Source organism: Alishewanella sp. BS5-314, assembly GCF_025377695.1.
Lineage (GTDB): Bacteria > Pseudomonadota > Gammaproteobacteria > Enterobacterales > Alteromonadaceae > Alishewanella > Alishewanella aestuarii.
Genome location: NZ_JACEHJ010000002.1, coordinates 1,599,501 through 1,615,865, shown reverse-complemented (window position 1 = coordinate 1,615,865; position 16,365 = coordinate 1,599,501). Strand labels below are relative to the sequence as shown.

The window sequence follows — 16,365 nt, the reverse complement described above, 5'->3', positions numbered from 1 at the left end:
ATAATAGGCGCCAGATTTTTGGAGAAAGATATTTTGCAATTTCAGGATATGGGGCTGGACCCGCGTTTGCTACGGTCTGTACAACATTTAGGCTTTGCCCGGCCCACCGAGATCCAGCAGGAAGCCATACCGGCAGTGATGGTTGGGCGCGATCTGCTGGTATCGTCAAAAACCGGCTCGGGTAAAACGCTGGCCTATTTGCTGCCGATGATGCAGCGGTTGTTAAAAAGTCGGGCATTATCGAAACAGGATGCGCGGGCGCTGATCCTAACGCCGACCCGTGAGCTGGCTAAACAAGTCTATGCCCAGTTACGACTATTCGTGGCCAATACCCCGGTGACTGCCGTGTTGCTGGTGGGAGGCGAGAATTTTAATGATCAGGAAAAGCTGCTGAAACGCCAGCCAGACATTATCGTGGCCACGCCTGGTCGCTTTGTTGATCACCTGGAGCATAAGTCGGTATTTTTACAGGGCCTGGAAATGCTGATCCTCGATGAAGCGGATCGGATGCTGGATCTGGGTTTCTTGCCACAACTGACCATCATTAATAAAGCCGCCGCTCACCGCTTACGGCAGACCTTGTTGTTTTCCGCCACGCTCGAGCATACCGACTTAGATGCGTTATCGCTGGCGCTGTTAATGAATCCGTTTCGGGTTAGTGTAAATAGCGGGCACGAGATACATAGTGATATCAGTCAGCGCTTTTATTTTGCCGATCATTTAACGCACAAAGAAGCGCTGCTAGCGAAGTTGTTACAGCAGGAAAGCCTGAAGCAATTGATTATCTTTACCGCAACCCGCGACGATGCCGGCCGGCTGGCCGAGTTTTGTCAGCAAGCCGGTTTGCCCGCTATCGGGCTAAGTGCGCGTTTAAATCAGGCACAGCGTAATAAAGTGATGCAGGATTTCGCCAGCGGCAAGTATCAGGTGTTGGTCACGACCGATTTGGCCTCGCGCGGCTTGGATCTGTTGCAAGTATCGCATGTCATTAACTTCGATTTGCCAAAACATCCGGAAGAATATGTACACCGCATAGGGCGTACCGGTCGTGCTGGTGCCAAGGGGACCGCAATCTCGCTGGTGGGGCCAAAGGATTGGTCAGCACTACAGAAAATAGAAGCCTTCTTGCGACGGCCAGCAGAATTCAGTGCCCTGGAGGGGTTGGCAGCACGCTTTAATGGTCAGCCGGTAGTTAAGGTGGCGCCGAAGAAAGCCGCGCAAACTAAGCTGACTAAACCAGGTGCTGGCAAGGCAGCACGGGTAGCGGCAAAACCTGCCGCCAGCCCAGCGGACACGGGCAAGCGTTTCTTTCAGGGCGGCGATGATGGCAGTGCACCGGTGCGGCGGAAAAAAATTCAGCCGGAGTGATTATTTTTTCAACATCTGCTGCTACACTCAAAAGGTGACATAGCAAAACTTGCCATGTCGCCGGTACGGCCTGTGCAGCAACGAAAGTTCTGCTCGCTCCGGTATTTATGTTGACCACAGCATCAGCGCCACTGATAATGCGGTTGAATATCTATCAGCTCGATTACCTGGCCGGTAATATTTAAGACGCCGGAGCTCCGGCAAACTTTTGTTTAAGTAAGAGAATGTTATGTCACAGTTAATTTCTGGTACAGTGAAGTGGTTCAACGAGGAAAAAGGTTTTGGTTTTATCGCCCGTGACGGCGGCAAAGACGTGTTTGTACACTTCCGCGCCATCAACGGCACTGGTCGTAAAACGCTGGTTGAAGGTCAGAAAGTAACTTTCGAAGTTACTGAAGGTCAAAAAGGCCCACAGGCTGAAAACGTCACTGTTACCGGTTAATTAGTCTCGTTTTTGTAAAAGAGCCGGCCTAGCGCCGGCTTTTTATTGCAGCCGACTTTATTGCCGGTTTAGTTGGCACTGCTGCTATGCTTTAAACCTGCAGGCTTAACCAGGCAGACAGACTGCACTATTATTAAATTCATTAGGATGCGTTAGCGCCACCTCAAATGGCAGACTTAACTGCTCTTCGCACTGTGTTTTAAAGCCCAATTGCAATCCCAGCAAGCGAATACCCTGATCCGCGCGTCTTTGCCAGGCCTGTGCTAACAGCTCGTTTAGTAAAACCGGATCCAGATGCTGGCTTTGCGTCTCGACTGTGGTCAGCCGAAAATCACTAAACTTTAATTTCACGCCGATTTTGGCCAGTAAATGCGCCTTGCCGCTTTGCTCGAGCCGGCATTGTAAATCCGGCAATAACTGTTGCAGCATCTGCTGGGCGTCAGTTAGCTGGTGTAAATCGCTGGCCAGGGTGCGCTCCACCGCAACCGATTTGCGCTCCCGGCTCGGTTGCACCTCCCGCAGATCGATACCCTGACAGCGCTCTAATAAACTGGCAGTTTGACTGCCGAACTCTTTGAGTAGGGCGCTTAGTAACGGCAGCGGCACTTCACCACCCGGCGGTACGATATCGCGGCAAAATTGCAATCCCAGCCTGGCCAGTTTCTCTGCTGCCTTAGGGCCGACACCGGGAATTTTGCGTAGTGGCAGAGCGGCAACAAAGTCAGCTACCTTAGCCGGCGTTAACACAAAAAGCCCATCCGGCTTATTTTCATCACTGGCAATTTTTGCCAGAAATTTATTTGGTGCCACCCCGGCGGAGACGGTCAGACCGGTTTCCGCGAACACGCTACGGCGGATATCTTCGGCAATCAGTGTCGCGCTGCCGGCAAAATGTGGGCTGGCACTGACATCAAGATAGGCTTCATCCAGGGATAAGGGTTCGACTAACGGCGTGTAGCGCAAAAAAATCTGGCGGATCTGCTTACTGACTGCCTGATATTTATCCATATTGCCGCGGACAAAAGTCAGCTGTGGGCAACGCTTTAACGCCTCATGACTGGACATCGCGGAGCGCACACCAAAGGCCCGCGCCGGATAATTACAGGTGGCGACAACACCCCGTTTACCGTCACTGCCGATGGCAAGCGGAATATCACGCAGCCGCGGATTATCGCGCATCTCCACGGCGGCGAAGAAGCAGTCCATATCCAGATGAATAATTTTCCGCGTCGAAGTCATCGTTACTTACAGCGCTGTATGAATAACCAGTAATGTAGCCGATGGTCGCGGCTTTGGCAACTTTGCTGCACATTTTTAGCCTGGTAAAAACGGCGCGGGTGGCAGATTTTGTTTTGCAGAAGTCTGGACGGCTGTTTTTTCGGTGCAACAATTTTTATTTCAGGGTAGAATAGCCGCCAGTTTTTCAGACTGTCGTTAACGTTAAGCGTGATAGCCGCGCCCAGGAGAAAGCATGTTAAAGCGTGATATGAATATTGCGGATTTTGATCCGGAATTATGGCAATCCATGGTTCAGGAAACTGAGCGGCAGGAGGCTCACATTGAGCTGATCGCGTCAGAAAACTATGCCAGCCCCCGGGTGCTGCAGGCGCAAGGTTCACAATTAACCAATAAATATGCTGAAGGTTATCCGCACAAACGTTACTACGGCGGCTGTGAATATGTGGATATCGCGGAAGATTTAGCCATTGCCCGCGCGAAAGAATTATTTGGTGCTGACTACGCCAACGTGCAACCGCACTCAGGTTCGCAGGCGAACTCTGCGGTATTCCTGGCCTTATTAAATGCTGGCGATACCATTCTGGGCATGAGTTTGGCCCATGGCGGTCACCTGACGCACGGTGCCACAGTAAGCGCCTCGGGTAAGCTCTATCACGCGGTACAGTACGGTCTGCATCCTGAAACCGGTGTGATTGATTATGATCAGGCTGAAGCCCTGGCCTTAGAGCACAAGCCGAAGCTGATTATTGCCGGCTTCTCGGCATACTCAGGTATTGTTGACTGGCAGCGCTTCCGTGAGATTGCGGATAAAGTCGGTGCCTACCTGATGGTGGATATGGCGCACGTTGCCGGTCTGGTGGCGGCGGGTCTGTATCCAAACCCGGTACCTATCGCCGATGTGGTGACCACCACCACCCATAAAACCCTGGCCGGCCCTCGTGGCGGTCTGATCCTGGCCCGGAAGAATGAAGCCATTGAGAAGAAACTGAATTCAGCAGTTTTCCCGGGCGGACAGGGTGGCCCGTTAATGCATGTCATCGCGGCGAAAGCGGTAGCCTTTAAAGAAGCGCTGCAGCCGGAATTTAAAGTTTATCAGCAGCAGGTGCTGGTAAACGCTAAAGCTATGTGTGCTGAGATGATCAGCCGTGGCTATAAGATCGTATCCGGTGGGACCGAGAACCATCTGTTCCTGATGGATCTGATTGATAAAGATATCACCGGTAAAGATGCCGATGCCTGGTTAGGGCAGGCGCATATTACGGTAAACAAGAACTCAGTACCGAACGACCCGCGTTCGCCATTTGTTACCAGCGGTCTGCGCATCGGTACTCCGGCCATTACCCGCCGTGGTTTTAAAGAAGCCGAAGCGCGTCTGGTTGCCAGCCTGATTTGTGATGTGCTGGATAGCCGTGGTGACGAGGCGGTAATTGCCAGGGTACGGGCTCAGGTGGCTGAAGTCTGTGGCCGCTTCCCGGTTTATGCCTAAGGCATAACTCGTGCTATGCTGTGATGGCCGCTAATGCGGCCATTCTTTTATGCAAAGCGCCGGCTAAACAGGCTGTTAGCGCCTTGTCCTGAACAGTTAGCTAGGGGGTAAAAGGTCAGTATGTATTGTCCCTTTTGTAATGCCGATGATACCAAGGTCATTGACTCGCGTCTGGTCGCCGATGGTCATCAGGTACGCCGTCGTCGCGAGTGCCTGGCTTGCCACGAACGCTTTACTACCTTTGAAGCGGCAGAGCTGGTGATGCCACGAATTATTAAACGTGACGGCTCCCGCGAACCCTTTAATGAAGATAAGTTACGCAGCGGTTTATTACGCTCGCTGGAAAAGCGGCCGGTGGCCACCGAACAAATTGAGCAACTGATTAATAAAATTAAATCCCAGCTCCGGGCTACCGGTGAACGTGAAGTCGCCAGTAATTTGCTGGGAAATCTGATTATGGATGAGCTGGTGAAAGTTGATAAAGTTGCTTATGTGCGCTTTGCCTCGGTGTACCGCTCCTTTAAAGATATCCGCGAATTTGGTGAAGAAATTGCCCGTCTCGGAGAGCAATAAGGTGAGTTTTAGTCAGGCCGATTATGCTTTTATGCGCCGCGCGCTGGCGCTGGCAGCACAGGGCCGTTTTACTACTGATCCCAACCCCAATGTGGGGGCGCTGGTGGTTAAAGATGGCCAGGTGCTCGGCGAAGGCTTTCATCAGCAAGCCGGCGGCCCACATGCTGAAGTCTTTGCCTTGCAACAAGCCGGTAGCGCCGCCCTGGGTTCGACCTGTTATGTGACGCTGGAGCCCTGTGCCCACTATGGTCGCACACCACCTTGTGCGGAAGCCCTGGTAAAAGCCGGTGTCGCCCGGGTGGTGATTGCCATGCTGGATCCGAATCCGCTGGTCGCCGGTAAGGGCGTCGCCATATTGCAACAAGCTGGCATTAGCGTTGCACACGGTTTATTAACTGAGGAAGCCAGAGCGCTTAATCCGGGTTTTTTAAGCCGGATGGAGCGGCAGCGGCCTTATCTGTATCTGAAACTGGCGGCCAGTCTGGATGGGCGTACTGCCCTGGCGAATGGCCAGAGTCAATGGCTAACCAGTGACGCCGCACGCGCTGACGTGCAGCTATGGCGGGCGCAGGTTAGCGCGATTTTATCCACTGCCAGTACTGTACTCGCCGATGCGGCACGTTTAACGGTACGGCAAAGTAGCGATGCCGCTGCAGAGCCGGCAGCCTTGATCCGGCCGCTCACCGATGGCAGTTTACGCCAGCCACTGCGGGTGATTCTGGACCGGCAGCAGCGGTTAAGCGGCAACGAGCCGCTATTCAATGAAGGTGGTCCGGTGCTGCTGTGTTATGCCGCTGACGCCGCGCCACGTAAGTTAGCCGTGACAAGGGTAACAGTGGAACAACTGCCACTGGCGCTAAGTGCTGACGGTCAGTTGGACCTGGCTCAGCTGCTAACTTTACTCGCAGCGCGACAGATTAATAGTCTGTGGACGGAAGCCGGCGCGATATTAGCGGGCAGTTTGCTAAAAGCTGGCTTAGTCGATGAATTACTGCTGTATCAGGCCCCACTGCTGCTGGGCGAGCAGGGCCGGCCGCTGGCGGTACTGGGTGATTTTCAGCAACTGGCGCAGACGCCAAAACTGGCGTTTAATGAGGTCATTAGTCTGGGGCCGGACCTGCGCCTGCGCGCCCGCCTTAGCGAGGAATAAGATGTTTACCGGTATTATTGAAGCCACTGGCACCCTTAGCCGGCTTAGCCCTAAGGGCGGCGATCTGAGTGTCACCATCCAGAGCAGTAGTCTGGATTTTAGCGACGTCAAATTGGGTGACAGTATCGCGACGAATGGCGTCTGTCTGACGGTCACTGCGCTGGGTAGCCAGTCATTTAGTGCCGACTTGTCGGCTGAAACCTTAGCCCTGACCCGCTTTGGTGAATATAAGGTCGGGCAGTTGCTGAATCTGGAGAAGGCACTGCTGGCAACCGGGCGTCTCGGCGGGCATCTGGTAAGTGGTCATGTCGATGGGGTGACGTCCTTGCTGGCTATGGAACAAAGCGCCCGTGCCTGGCAACTGTGGTTTGCGCTGCCGGCAGAACTGGCGCCCTTTATTGCCCACAAAGGCTCGGTGACTATCGATGGCATTAGTTTGACCGTAAATGAAGTACTGACTGACCGTTTTCGCTTAACCATAGTGCCGCATACGGCAGCACAAACTACCTTACTGACCTTGCAAAAAGGTAGTCGGGTGCATATAGAGGTGGATCTGTTAGCCCGCTATATCCAGCGGCTGTTAACCACACCGGTTGCGGCGCCTAAGGGCGGTGTTGATTTGGCGTTGCTGGCGCAGCGCGGCTTTTTATAAGAAGGTTAGTTATGCAACTGAATACCCCCGCTGAAATTATTGAAGATATCCGTCAGGGCAAGATGGTGATCCTAATGGATGATGAAGATCGTGAGAATGAAGGCGATCTGGTGATGGCGGCCGAATATGTCACGCCGGAAGCCATTAACTTTATGGCCAAATATGGCCGCGGTCTGATTTGTTTAACCCTGACCAAAAAGCGCTGCAAGCAGCTTAATCTGGCGTTAATGGTTGATGCCAACAAATCGCCGTTTTCGACCAATTTTACCGTATCGATTGAAGCCGCCGAAGGCGTTACCACCGGTATTTCGGCAGCCGATCGCGCCCGCACTGTGAAAGCGGCGGTCGCACGTGATGCCAGTCCGGCAGATATCGTGCAGCCCGGCCATATTTTTCCGTTAATGGCGCAGGACGGCGGTGTGCTGGTGCGGGCGGGTCATACCGAAGCCGGCTGTGACTTAGCGCGTCTGGCTGGTTTGGAACCGGCCGCCGTGATTGTCGAGATCCTGAATGATGACGGTACCATGGCGCGGCGCCCGGATCTGGAAGTCTTTGCCAAGCAACATGATATTAAGATTGGCACCATTGCCGATCTGATTGAATACCGTAATCTGAATGAAACTACCATCGAAAAGGTGGCAACCTGCCAGCTGCCAACGGAGATGGGTGAGTTTGAACTGGTGACCTTTAAAGATACTATCGATAATCAGCTGCATTTTGCGCTGGTGAAAGGGGAAATCCAGCCAGAACAACCAACCTTGGTGCGGGTACATTTACACAACACCTTCAGTGATTTATTACTGAGCAACCGTGGCGCTAACCTGAGTTTCCCATTGCATACCGCCATGCAGCGTATTGCTGATGAGGGCGGGGTGCTGGTGCTACTGGGTAAGCACGAGTCGACTGACGAGCTGGTGCAAATGGTGCAGAATTTCCAGGCCGAAGATAAAGGTGAAAAGCCCCGCTCTGCGCCCTGGAAAGGTACCTCCCGTAATGTTGGCGTTGGTTCGCAAATTCTGGCCAGCCTTGGTGTGCGGAAAATGCGGCTGTTAAGCCAACCGAAAAAGTATCATGCGCTGTCGGGTTTTGGCCTGGAAGTGGTGGATTACGTTTCTGAATAAGCCTCTGCCAGAACGTCGCAAACTATGCTATTATGCGCGGCTGATTTTAGTGGCAGTTAACAAGTAAGGACTGGCAATGCAGGTGATTGAAGCAGGCTATGCTGCAACAGGTAAAAAGATCGCGATCGTGGTCGCGCGCTTTAACAGTTTTATCGTCGAAAGTTTGCTTAGCGGCGCCGTAGATACCTTACAGCGTGTCGGCAATATCGCCGCTGAAGATATTACCGTGGTGCGGATCCCCGGTGCCTTCGAACTGCCATTAGCGGTGCAGCGGGTTGCCGCCAGCAAAAAATATGACGCTATCGTTGCGCTGGGCGCGGTGATCCGTGGTGGCACGCCGCACTTTGAATATGTGTCCGGCGAATGTGTCAAAGGTATCGCCCAGGTCGCGATGCAGTTTGACCTGCCAGTGGCCTTCGGTGTGCTGACTGTCGACAGTATCGAGCAGGCGATTGAGCGTGCCGGAACCAAGGCAGGCAATAAAGGCGGTGAAGCAGCGATGTCGGCACTGGAAATGATTAATGTGCTTGAGCAGCTGTAACAGGAAACCGGCATGAAACCAAATGTGCGTCGTCAGTCCCGCTCGTTAGCGGTACAAGGCATCTACAGCTGGCAAGTCAGCCAGAATCCGATTGCCGATATTGAACAGCAACTGTTGCTGGAAAACAATGTCAAACATCTGGATGTGCCTTACTTCCAGGATATTCTGCGTGGCGTGGTGTTACATCACAGCAAGCTCGATGAAGCCATTAAACCCTTTCTGGAACGGCCGTTTGAAGATATCGATCTGGTCGAGAAAGCCGTGTTACGGGTATCGGCTTATGAGCTGAAGTACCGCCTGGATGTGCCCTATAAGGTTGTCATTAATGAGGCGATCGAACTGGCCAAAGCCTTCGCCGCGGATGACAGCCACAAATTCGTCAATGGTATCCTGGACAAAGCCGTCCGGGTATTACGACCAGCATAACCTGCTTTATGGAGGCCGACGTAAGTCGGCTTTTTAATCTGTATGGGTGAATTTGATTTAATTGCCCGGTACTTTAGTCAGGCCGGGGCGAAACGCGCTGATACCCAAGTGGGGATCGGTGACGACGGTGCTGTACTGCAGGTGCGGGATGGCTTTGATCTGGTGATCACCACCGATACTATGGTGTGTGGCACCCATTTCTTTGCCGATGTGGATCCCCGGGCTTTGGGGCATAAGTTGGTGGCGGTCAATGTCAGTGATTTGGCGGCGATGGGCGCGGAACCCGCCTGGCTATCGTTAGCCTTAACCTTGCCGGAAGTTAACGAAGACTGGCTGGCGGAATTTGCTGCCGGTTTACATGAAACCGCCGATTATTATCACTGCCAGCTGATCGGTGGCGATACCACCCGCGGACCACTTAGTCTGACCATGATCGCCAAGGGTTTGGTGCCGCATGGTAAAGCCATTACCCGTAGCGGAGCCAAGGTCGGTGATTATATCTATGTCACCGGCACTTTGGGCGATGCGGCGCTTGGTTTAAAGTTAGTGCAAGGCCAACATCAGGTCAGTAAAAAGCATCAGGCCCACCTGCTGCAACGCTTTCATTATCCATCAGCCCGGGTCGCCCTGGGGCAGGCGCTGCGCAATCTGGCGAGCAGTGCGATGGATATCTCTGATGGTCTGGCCGGTGATTTGCCGCATATTCTGCGCCGCTCTGGCGTTGGCGCCTTTATTGATGTCAATCGCATTCCGATGTCACAAGCATTAAAAGACAGCTGTGATCAGGCCGAGGCCTTACAGTTAGCTTTATCCGGTGGTGAGGACTATGAGCTGCTGTTTACGGTGCCGGAGAGCCGCCGTGGTGCCCTTGATGTGCTGTTAAGTCCTTATGGCGTGCCCGTTACCTGTATCGGCCGTATTACCGGCGCCAGTGGCAAACTGGAATTAAAAGCCGGGGAACAGGCCATTAGTTATCAACATACCGGCTTTGTTCATTTCTGATGCAAAACACAAAATTTCAGCTGTCTAAATGGCAGCATTTCTTAGCTCTGGGTTTTGGCAGTGGTTTAGCGCCAAAAGCACCCGGCACCTTTGGTACCTTAGCTGCGGTGCCACTGATCTTATTATTCAGCCAGTTAGGCACGCTGTGGTACGGGCTGTTTTTGCTATTTGGCACCGCACTGGGTTGCTATATTTGTGGCAAGGCTGCGGCTGATGCCGGCGAGCATGATCACGGTGCTATTGTCTGGGATGAGATTATCGGCTTTATGCTAACGATGCTGCTGGTGCCGATTTCGGTGAGCAGTCTGTTAGTGGGCTTTGTATTATTCCGCTTCTTTGATATTGTCAAACCCTGGCCGATCCGTTGGTTTGATCAGCGGGTGCATGGTGGAGTTGGCATTATGCTGGACGACCTGTTGGCAGCAATACCGGCCTTACTGATTATGCACGCCTTGCTGAAGCAGGGTTGGTTATAAGGACACCTAATCTACGGAGGGGAGATGCGACTACTCTGCATGTTACTGGCGTTGTGCTATTTGTTGCCCGTGCAGGCCGCCACCTCTTCGGTGTTCGATTACGATATTAAACACTGGACCAGTGCCAACGGTCTGGCCAGTAACTCAGTACGTACCATCACGCAAGACCAGCAAGGTTATTTATGGTTCGGCACCCTCTACGGCTTGCATCGCTTCGATGGCCAGCAATTTGAAATCTTCACCACTGAAACTCATCCTCAGCTGGCCAGTAATGCGATTACCCAGCTACTAACCGATAAAGAAGGCCGGATTTGGGTCGGTACCAAAGCCGGTTTATCGGTGTTCCATCCGCAGCAATGGCAATTTCAGCGTTTACCGCTCTACAACGAAGTCACGTCATTACTCGAGCTGGATAACGGTGAAATCTGGGTTGCTGCCGACCAACTGTTCAGTGTCAGTCAGGGCCAGGTGAAACGGGTGGAACATATCAAAGCCGTTGTCAGCCAGCTAACGTATTTTCAGCAACAGCTGTGGGTTGCCGCGGCGGAATATTTGTATCAGCGGACCCCTGAGGGCGAGTGGTTACAACATGCGTTGCCAACAGAGTTAATGCAAACCCCACTCTACGATCTCAGTGGTACCGATGAGGGCTTATTTCTGGCCAGTGAATCCGGGCTATACCGGCTGACTGAACAGGGAGTAAGAGCGCAGTCTTTGCCGGACGGTAGTGTAGCACCGGTGTATCAGGTTATGCAGGATGCGCATGGCGCAACCTGGATCTCAGCCTATCGCAAGTTGTTCTACCGTTTCGGCCAGGAACATTGGCAAACTGTTACGCTGGAGGAGTTGGGCAGTTCGCCATGGTTTAGTGCGCTGTATCAGGATCAACAACAACATCTGTGGCTAAGCAGTTTTAGTGACGGCGTGTTTCGTGCCAGCCTGGCGCAGATCCGGCGATTATTGCCTGGTCATGATGCTGTGGTCCGCAGCCTCGGGCTGACACCACAGGGACAATTGCTGATAGCGGCCCAGACTGAGTTAGGTATTCTCGATAAGGCCGGCTTCTACCGGCAATTACTGGCGGAAGAGGCGTTGCAGGCGCAAACAGTCCATGACATGTTCTGGCCGGATGGTCAGACGCTGTGGTTGGCCATGGAGCGCGGACTGTATCAGCTGGATGAGGAGCAGGCGCGTTTACTGCCGGTATTCCCGCAGTTACAGGGACAAACGGTGAGAGCTATTTTGCCGGATCAGAAGGGACAGATTTGGATCGCGGCCTTGCAGGGCCTGTATCAGGTTATTGATGGCGAACTCCATTTCTCAGAGCTGAATCAGCAGCTTGAATCACGTCAGATCACCACCCTGAATCGTAACGAGCGGCAGCTATTACTGGGCACCAGCCGCGGTTTGTACCGCTGGCAGAATAACAGATTAAGCCGGCAGGGATCAGGTACTGCGCTCTACAACGCCTATATACTGGCGGCGCTGCTACTACCGGATGATACTATGCTGGTCAGTACTCTGGATGACGGGATCTTTATTATGTTACCAGGGCAGAGCTGGCAGCATTTGCACGGTGGTAATGGCCTGGTGCATGGTCCGGCAGTGAGTTTTTACTATCATCAACATAGCGGCTGGATTTGGGTTAGTACCCACAAGGGGATCTTTCGTTTGCAACGCGCCAGTTTGGAATCCGCCCGCACTGAAGGCTACCGGCTGGAAGAGATTTTATCGCCATTCGATCGGCAAATGGGCTCGCTGTCAAGCCGATGCTGCAATGGCGCTGGTGCAGCCAAGGTCGTGTACTGGCAGCAGCAGCTTTGGTACCCGACGTTAAAAGGCGTCGTCAGTGTGCCTGAGCTGCCGGCAGTCAGTGCGTTACCAGAGCCAAGGCCGCACCTGAAATCGGTTAATGCGCAGCATTTTTACCCGGTTTCCGCCACGCAGCGTAGTGTGGTGCTGGAGCAATATGAGCGCAATATGCAGCTTAACTTTACCGCGCTGGAGTTTGACCGGCCGGAAAGTCTGGTATTTCGCTATAAGTTAGAGGGTTTTGATCAGGATTGGCAAGTCAGCCCGCTGCGCCGCGAAGCGGTGTATACTAACCTGCCGCCGGGTAATTTTGAATTCTTATTGCAGGTAAAGTACCGGCATCAGCAATGGCAGGATGCGGCACAGACGCAACTGCAGCTGGTGATCCCACGCCGTTTTGATGAGACGCTGCTCTATCGTCTACTCTGGTTATTGCTATTTATCAGTACCCTCTACGGTTTGTTCTGGTTATACCGGCAGAACGCTCTGCTAAAACAAGAGCAATTGGCGCGTCTGGTGCAACAGCGTACGCAGGAATTGGAGAACAGCAATCAGCGATTGAATGTGCTGAACGAACAACTGCAGCAACTAACCCACCGTGATAGCCTGACCGGTTTACGCAATAGCCGTTTTCTGTCTGAGCAACTGCCAAAAGACATTGAGCACTTTCAGCGCAATATCGACAGCCTGCAACAGCAAGGCAAGATTATTGCGTTGCTGGTGCTGCAAGCGGATGGGCTGGATCAGCTGCTGGCCACTCATGGTAAAGGTCTGGCGGATAGCCTGTTGCAACACTTTAGTGCGGTGTTAAGCCGCGAAACCCGCGGCTCAGACTATGTTGTGCGCTTAGACGACGGGCGTTTTGTGGTAGTGTTTCGGGAAATTTTGCAACAACAAGTAGGCCCCTATAGCCGGCGGCTGTTGGATTTACTGTCCGGTAGCGACTTAGCGCTGGGTGATGGTAGTCCGTTGACCTTGTCCGTGTCGGGCGCCTATGCCTGGTATCCTTTGCCATTACTCGGTGGCAGCCTGTTAAGTTGGGAGTTTTCATTGCAGTTGGCCAGCCTGGCATTGCGACAATTGCAGCAGCATGGCCGGGTTGCCAGAGTCGCCAGTCTGCAGTTTGCCAGTCAGTTGGATGCGTTTGAATTTGAAGAAACTGCGGATTTAGAGCAACAGGTCAATCGCTTGCAGGCTGAGGGCCTGATTTGGCTTAAGACCGAATAACAAAGGCTCCGTCAGGAGCCTTTAGTTGCAGTGCATTATGATGATCAGGCTTTGCCTGGCTTACTTTGCCTGGCTTAGCGCGGTCAGCGCTTGCGCCTGTGTCAGGATCCCCTGGCTATCCAGGCCCAGCTCCTGATAAATTTCCTGCTGGCTGCCATGTTTAATAAACTCGTCCGGCAGTCCCAGGTTCATCACTTTACCTTGATAGTGATGCTGCACCAGGTATTCATTCACTGCCGAACCGGCACCACCCATCAGTGCATTGTCTTCCACGGTCAGGATCTGGCCATGGCTGCGCATCAGCTGCTGTAATAGCTGCTCATCCAGCGGTTTTACAAAACGCATATCTACCAGGGTTGCGTTAAGGGTGTCGGCCGCTAACTGACAGGCTGCCAATAAGGGGCCAAAGGCCAGGATCGCCAGCTGTTCGCCCTGACGCACCAGCCGGGCTTTACCGATAGGTAGTAATTCCATCTTTTCTTCTGCAGCAATACCGGTACCACTGCCTCTTGGATAGCGCACCGCTGCAACACCGGGATGTTGATAGCCGGTATACAACATCTGCCGGCATTCGTTTTCATCCGATGGCACCATAATGGTGATATTCGGGATGCAGCGCATAAAACTGATATCGAAGGCACCCTGATGCGTAGGGCCATCCGCGCCAACAATGCCGGCTCGGTCAATGGCGAATAACACATCCAGTTGCTGTAGAGCAACGTCGTGAATTAACTGATCATAGCCACGTTGTAAGAAACTGGAGTAAATAGCGACGACTGGCTTCAGACCCTCAATCGCCATCCCTGCGGCAAGGGTAACAGCATGCTGTTCGGCAATGGCGACATCGAAATAGCGTTTAGGAAAACGTCTGGAGTAGGCCACCAGATCTGACCCCTCGCGCATGGCCGGGGTTATTGCCTGCAGTCGTTCATCCTGCTCAGCCATATCGCAAATCCACTGGCCGAAAATATTCGAAAAGCTCGGTAAACCGGCTTTTTTGGCTGGTTGGCTGCTGGCACTGGGGTCAAACTTGGAGACTGCGTGATAGCCGATAGGATCGGCCTCGGCCGGGGCATAGCCTTTACCTTTTTTGGTGACTATATGCAGCAGTTGCGGCCCCTTTAGCTGACGCATATTGCGAATGGTGTCAACCAGCGACAGCACATCGTGACCGTCTATCGGGCCAATATAGTTAAAACCCAGCTCCTCAAAGAAGGTACCTGGTGTCACCATGCCTTTAAAATGTTCTTCAGCTTTGCTGGCCAGTTCATGCAACGGCGGCATACCACGCAGGATCTTTTTACCCCCTTCACGCAGGCTGGTGTAAAAACTGCCGGACAGAATGCGGGCAAAATACTGATTCAGCGCGCCAACGTTCTCAGAAATCGACATTTCGTTGTCGTTCAGGATCACCAGCATGTCGGGTTTGACCTCACCGGCATGATTTAGTGCTTCAAATGCCATACCGGCGGTAATGGCGCCATCACCAATTACGGCCACGACTTTACGCTGGCTTTTGGCTTGCTGTGCGGCAATAGCCATGCCCAGAGCCGCACTGATCGAGGTGCTGGAGTGACCGACGGATAATACGTCATACTCGCTTTCTTCGCGGTACGGAAACGGATGCAGGCCATCTTTTTGCCGGATGGTGTGCATCCGCTCACGACGACCAGTCAGGATTTTGTGTGGATAGGCCTGATGGCCGACATCCCAGATCACCCGATCAAAGGGGGTATTGTAGACATAATGCAGGGCGACAGTTAACTCTACCGTACCCAGGCCTGAGGCGAAGTGACCACTGCTCTGGCTGACCGTTTTTAATAAAAACTGGCGCAATTCCTGACTCAGTTGCGGTAATTGCTCCTGCGGCAGCAACCTGAGTTGCTCCGGCAGGTTAGCCTTGTCCAGTAGCGGATAATCCGTCATATCAATATGCATAGCTTAGTTACCAAATACCTTGGTTAAAACGTTCTGGCGATTATATAGTGGGCAAAGGCCCGCAGTTCAGTTGTCTCGAATGGTAAGCTGTCGAGAGCCCGCAGCGCCTGTTGATACAGTTCATCCGCTTTAGCTCTGGCGCCATCCAAACCTAACAGTGCCGGATAGGTTGCCTTGTTAGCCCGTAAATCTGAGCCTTGCGGCTTGCCGAGTGTCAGGGTGTCGCCCTCAATATCCAGAATATCGTCCTGAACCTGAAATGCCAGACCCAGAGCACCGGCGAAAGTGGTCAGATGATGCAGGATCTGCTCATCCTGCAGCGGACTGCAATAATAGGCCAGCTTTACACTACACTCAATTAAGGCGCCGGTTTTTAGCCGGTGCATTTGCTCCAGTCTGGCCAGACTGATCTGCTGATTGGTTTGCGCTAAATCAATGGCTTGCCCACCACACATGCCGGCGGCACCCGCTGCGCTTGCCAGTGCCCGCATCATCTGCACTTGCCGCTCTGCAGCGAGGTGCTGATAAGGGTGTGAACTTAGCACCTCGAACGCCAGTGCCTGTAACGCATCACCGGCCAGGATAGCTGTGGCTTCATCAAAGGCCTTGTGGCAGGTTGGCTTGCCACGGCGTAAATCGTCATTATCCATCGCCGGCAGGTCGTCATGGATCAGCGAATAGGTATGCAGCATTTCGATGGCCATCGCCGGGCCATCCAGGTCCGCCAGACTGGCACCGAGTAACTGGCCACACTGATAAACCAGATAAGGGCGCACCCGCTTACCACCAAGCAACAGGCTGTATGCCATCGCCGGGCAGAGTTCGGGGCTGGAAGACTTTCTGGCGTCCAACAAAAGGGTCAGTTGCTGCTCCAGACGTTGCTGGAACAGCGGCAGGCTGGCTGGGGTCAAA

15 protein-coding genes are annotated in these 16,365 nt (G+C 53.1%); 12 read left to right on the top strand and 3 right to left on the bottom strand.

The window, feature by feature from the left end; genetic code table 11:
• The first annotated feature begins 33 nt into the window (after positions 1-33).
• Together H1D31_RS11910 and H1D31_RS11905 are read left to right on the top strand one after the other, a co-directional pair.
• Positions 34-1,368 (top strand): DEAD/DEAH box helicase, encoded by a 1,335-nt coding sequence (locus tag H1D31_RS11910; RefSeq protein ID WP_261260091.1) that lies wholly within the window; start codon positions 34-36, stop codon positions 1,366-1,368.
• A gap of 229 nt (positions 1,369-1,597) precedes the next feature.
• Positions 1,598-1,810: a cold-shock protein gene (locus H1D31_RS11905; RefSeq protein WP_008607558.1), complete on the top strand. Its 213-nt coding sequence runs from the start codon at positions 1,598-1,600 to the stop codon at positions 1,808-1,810.
• A gap of 105 nt (positions 1,811-1,915) precedes the next feature.
• On the opposite strand, the gene dinB is transcribed toward H1D31_RS11905, so the two are convergent.
• Complete coding sequence (gene dinB / locus H1D31_RS11900) at positions 1,916-3,049, bottom strand: DNA polymerase IV (protein WP_261259106.1); 1,134 nt, start codon at positions 3,047-3,049, stop codon at positions 1,916-1,918.
• A gap of 232 nt (positions 3,050-3,281) precedes the next feature.
• Here dinB and glyA point away from each other — a divergent pair, with 232 nt between their 5' ends.
• From glyA to H1D31_RS11850, 10 genes are all read left to right on the top strand, one after another.
• A complete protein-coding gene (gene glyA / locus H1D31_RS11895) occupies positions 3,282-4,535 on the top strand; it encodes a serine hydroxymethyltransferase (protein ID WP_261259105.1) in 1,254 nt (417 codons plus the stop codon).
• 120 nt (positions 4,536-4,655) lie between these two features.
• Complete coding sequence (gene nrdR / locus H1D31_RS11890; protein WP_008607564.1) at positions 4,656-5,108, top strand: transcriptional regulator NrdR; 453 nt, start codon at positions 4,656-4,658, stop codon at positions 5,106-5,108.
• 1 nt (position 5,109) lies between these two features.
• Positions 5,110-6,258 (top strand): bifunctional diaminohydroxyphosphoribosylaminopyrimidine deaminase/5-amino-6-(5-phosphoribosylamino)uracil reductase RibD, encoded by a 1,149-nt coding sequence (gene ribD / locus H1D31_RS11885; RefSeq protein WP_261259103.1) that lies wholly within the window; start codon positions 5,110-5,112, stop codon positions 6,256-6,258.
• A gap of 1 nt (position 6,259) precedes the next feature.
• Positions 6,260-6,910, top strand: coding sequence for a riboflavin synthase (locus H1D31_RS11880; RefSeq protein WP_008951478.1), 651 nt, complete (start codon positions 6,260-6,262; stop codon positions 6,908-6,910).
• A gap of 11 nt (positions 6,911-6,921) precedes the next feature.
• A complete protein-coding gene (gene ribBA / locus H1D31_RS11875; protein WP_008984160.1) occupies positions 6,922-8,031 on the top strand; it encodes a bifunctional 3,4-dihydroxy-2-butanone-4-phosphate synthase/GTP cyclohydrolase II in 1,110 nt (369 codons plus the stop codon).
• A 76-nt stretch (positions 8,032-8,107) separates the two neighbouring features.
• A complete protein-coding gene (gene ribE, locus H1D31_RS11870; RefSeq protein ID WP_008607568.1) occupies positions 8,108-8,572 on the top strand; it encodes a 6,7-dimethyl-8-ribityllumazine synthase in 465 nt (154 codons plus the stop codon).
• 12 nt (positions 8,573-8,584) lie between these two features.
• On the top strand, positions 8,585-8,998 hold the full coding sequence (gene nusB, locus H1D31_RS11865) for a transcription antitermination factor NusB (RefSeq protein ID WP_008607569.1): 414 nt from the start codon (positions 8,585-8,587) through the stop codon (positions 8,996-8,998).
• A 42-nt stretch (positions 8,999-9,040) separates the two neighbouring features.
• Positions 9,041-10,000, top strand: a complete 960-nt coding sequence (gene thiL / locus H1D31_RS11860; protein WP_008607570.1) for a thiamine-phosphate kinase — start codon at positions 9,041-9,043, stop codon at positions 9,998-10,000.
• Positions 10,000-10,476: a phosphatidylglycerophosphatase A gene (locus H1D31_RS11855; RefSeq protein ID WP_261259093.1), complete on the top strand. Its 477-nt coding sequence runs from the start codon at positions 10,000-10,002 to the stop codon at positions 10,474-10,476. Before thiL ends, H1D31_RS11855 begins: the two co-directional genes overlap by 1 nt.
• A gap of 24 nt (positions 10,477-10,500) precedes the next feature.
• Positions 10,501-13,515, top strand: a complete 3,015-nt coding sequence (locus tag H1D31_RS11850; protein WP_261259091.1) for a two-component regulator propeller domain-containing protein — start codon at positions 10,501-10,503, stop codon at positions 13,513-13,515.
• 60 nt (positions 13,516-13,575) lie between these two features.
• On the opposite strand, the gene dxs is transcribed toward H1D31_RS11850, so the two are convergent.
• A complete protein-coding gene (gene dxs, locus H1D31_RS11845) occupies positions 13,576-15,453 on the bottom strand; it encodes a 1-deoxy-D-xylulose-5-phosphate synthase (RefSeq protein WP_008607573.1) in 1,878 nt (625 codons plus the stop codon).
• A gap of 23 nt (positions 15,454-15,476) precedes the next feature.
• Entirely contained in the window at positions 15,477-16,364 is an 888-nt protein-coding gene (gene ispA / locus H1D31_RS11840) for a (2E,6E)-farnesyl diphosphate synthase (RefSeq protein WP_008607574.1), read from the bottom strand.
• Position 16,365 lies beyond the last annotated feature (1 nt).

Excerpts from the sequence above, each read along its gene's own strand:
- H1D31_RS11905 (WP_008607558.1), top strand. The coding sequence starts at position 1,598 with ATGTCACAGTTAATTTCTGGTACAGTGAAGTGGTTCAACGAGGAAAAA.
- dinB (WP_261259106.1), bottom strand. The coding sequence starts at position 3,049 with ATGACTTCGACGCGGAAAATTATTCATCTGGATATGGACTGCTTCTTC.
- glyA (WP_261259105.1), top strand. The coding sequence starts at position 3,282 with ATGTTAAAGCGTGATATGAATATTGCGGATTTTGATCCGGAATTATGG.
- nrdR (WP_008607564.1), top strand. The coding sequence starts at position 4,656 with ATGTATTGTCCCTTTTGTAATGCCGATGATACCAAGGTCATTGACTCG.
- H1D31_RS11880 (WP_008951478.1), top strand. The coding sequence starts at position 6,260 with ATGTTTACCGGTATTATTGAAGCCACTGGCACCCTTAGCCGGCTTAGC.
- ribBA (WP_008984160.1), top strand. The coding sequence starts at position 6,922 with ATGCAACTGAATACCCCCGCTGAAATTATTGAAGATATCCGTCAGGGC.
- ribE (WP_008607568.1), top strand. The coding sequence starts at position 8,108 with ATGCAGGTGATTGAAGCAGGCTATGCTGCAACAGGTAAAAAGATCGCG.
- nusB (WP_008607569.1), top strand. The coding sequence starts at position 8,585 with ATGAAACCAAATGTGCGTCGTCAGTCCCGCTCGTTAGCGGTACAAGGC.
- thiL (WP_008607570.1), top strand. The coding sequence starts at position 9,041 with ATGGGTGAATTTGATTTAATTGCCCGGTACTTTAGTCAGGCCGGGGCG.
- H1D31_RS11855 (WP_261259093.1), top strand. The coding sequence starts at position 10,000 with ATGCAAAACACAAAATTTCAGCTGTCTAAATGGCAGCATTTCTTAGCT.
- H1D31_RS11850 (WP_261259091.1), top strand. The coding sequence starts at position 10,501 with ATGCGACTACTCTGCATGTTACTGGCGTTGTGCTATTTGTTGCCCGTG.
- dxs (WP_008607573.1), bottom strand. The coding sequence starts at position 15,453 with ATGCATATTGATATGACGGATTATCCGCTACTGGACAAGGCTAACCTG.